At 67.8% G+C, this 1,467-nt stretch carries 2 protein-coding genes; both read left to right on the forward strand.

Features of this window, described 5'->3' with window-relative positions; genetic code table 11:
* The first annotated feature begins 218 nt into the window (after nt 1-218).
* Nucleotides 219-1,172, forward strand: coding sequence for a D-2-hydroxyacid dehydrogenase family protein (locus ABZ656_RS57895; protein WP_360280809.1), 954 nt, complete (start codon nt 219-221; stop codon nt 1,170-1,172).
* Between the two features lie 46 nt (nt 1,173-1,218).
* Nucleotides 1,219-1,467 (forward strand): alpha/beta hydrolase (locus ABZ656_RS57900; RefSeq protein ID WP_360280812.1); only part of this gene is annotated, 249 nt, incomplete at its 3' end.

Consider the following 1,467-nt stretch of genomic DNA (forward strand, 5'->3'; position numbering starts at 1 on the left):
TGGACGAGACCCGGCAGTACCTGCGCGACGCGATCCGGCTCCTGGCCGGCAAGCCGGAGCCGCTGGAGTTCTTCGAGGAGATGTCGAAGCTCCACGGTGACCGGCTCAACCCGGGACCCCTTTGGTACAGCGCCCTGGGCCTGCTCGCCTGAGCCACGCCGGGTCGCCTCCCCGCGAAGACAGGCGCATCACCTCGACGAAATACGGAGGTTGCCGACATGGCCACCCGCATGAAGATCGCGATCCTCGACGACTATCAGAACGTCGCGACGAGCCTGGCCGACTGGGGGGCGCTCGTTGCCGAGGTCGTCGTTTTCACCGAGCCGTTCGCCGATGCCGACGAGGTGGTCCGTAGCCTCGCCGGGTTCGACGTGCTCGTGGCCATGCGGGAGCGCACGCGATTCCCGGCCGAGGTCCTGGAGCGGCTGCCCGACCTTCGGCTCCTGGTCAGCACCGGCCCGGCCAACGCCGCCATCGACCTTACAGCCGCCCACAGACTCGGCATCACGGTGTGCGGGACCCGCTATGAGTCCCACGCCACCATCGAGCACACCTGGGCGCTGATCCTCGGTGCCACGAGAAACCTGGTCGTCGAGGCGGAGTCGATGCGCGCCGGCGGCTGGCAGGTATCGGTCGGCGAGGGGCTGCACGGCAGGACTCTCGGCATTCTGGGCCTCGGTCGCGTCGGCTCCGGAGTGGCACGGATCGGACAGGCCTTCGGAATGGACACCATCGCATGGAGTCGGAACCTGACCCCCGAAACCGCCGCCGAGCACGGCGTGCGGGCGGTGACGAAGGAGCGACTCTTCACCGAAAGCGATGTGCTCTCGATCCACGTACAGCTCAGCAAGCGAACACGCGGGCTGGTCGGCGCGGCGGAACTCCGGTCGATGAAGCCATCGGCCGTCCTGGTCAACACCTCACGCGGACCGGTCGTCGACGAGGTCGCCCTGATCGACGTCCTGCGTGAGGGCGCGATCCGAGCAGCCGCCCTCGACGTGTACGACACCGAGCCGCTACCCGCGGACCACCCGTTGCGGGCGCTGCCGAACGCGCTGCTCACCGGGCACGTCGGATACGTGAACCGCGACTTGTACGAGATTTTCTATCAGGACTCCGTCGAGGACATCGCCGCGTTCCAGGCGGGTTCTCCCGTGCGGCTGATGAAGTAGGAGCCGAAGACGACGACCCGACCGACTCACACCGCCTCTCTCCCATGTGACGGCTCCGACGCGGTTCGTCACGGCGAACGGGATTCGGTACGCCTACCGGCGCTTCGGCGCCGAGACCGGCACACCGCTGGTGTTCCTGCAGCATTTCCGTGGCGGCATGGATCACTGGGATCCTGCGGTGACGGACGGACCGGCCGCGAACCGTCCGGTCATTCTGTTCGACAACACAGGCGTCGCAAGCTCCAGTGGCCAGACCCCGGACACCGTGGAAGCGCAGGCCGATGACGCGGCGGCG

The sequence above is a fragment of the Streptomyces sp. NPDC007095 genome (assembly GCF_040634475.1).
GTDB lineage: Bacteria > Actinomycetota > Actinomycetes > Streptomycetales > Streptomycetaceae > Streptomyces.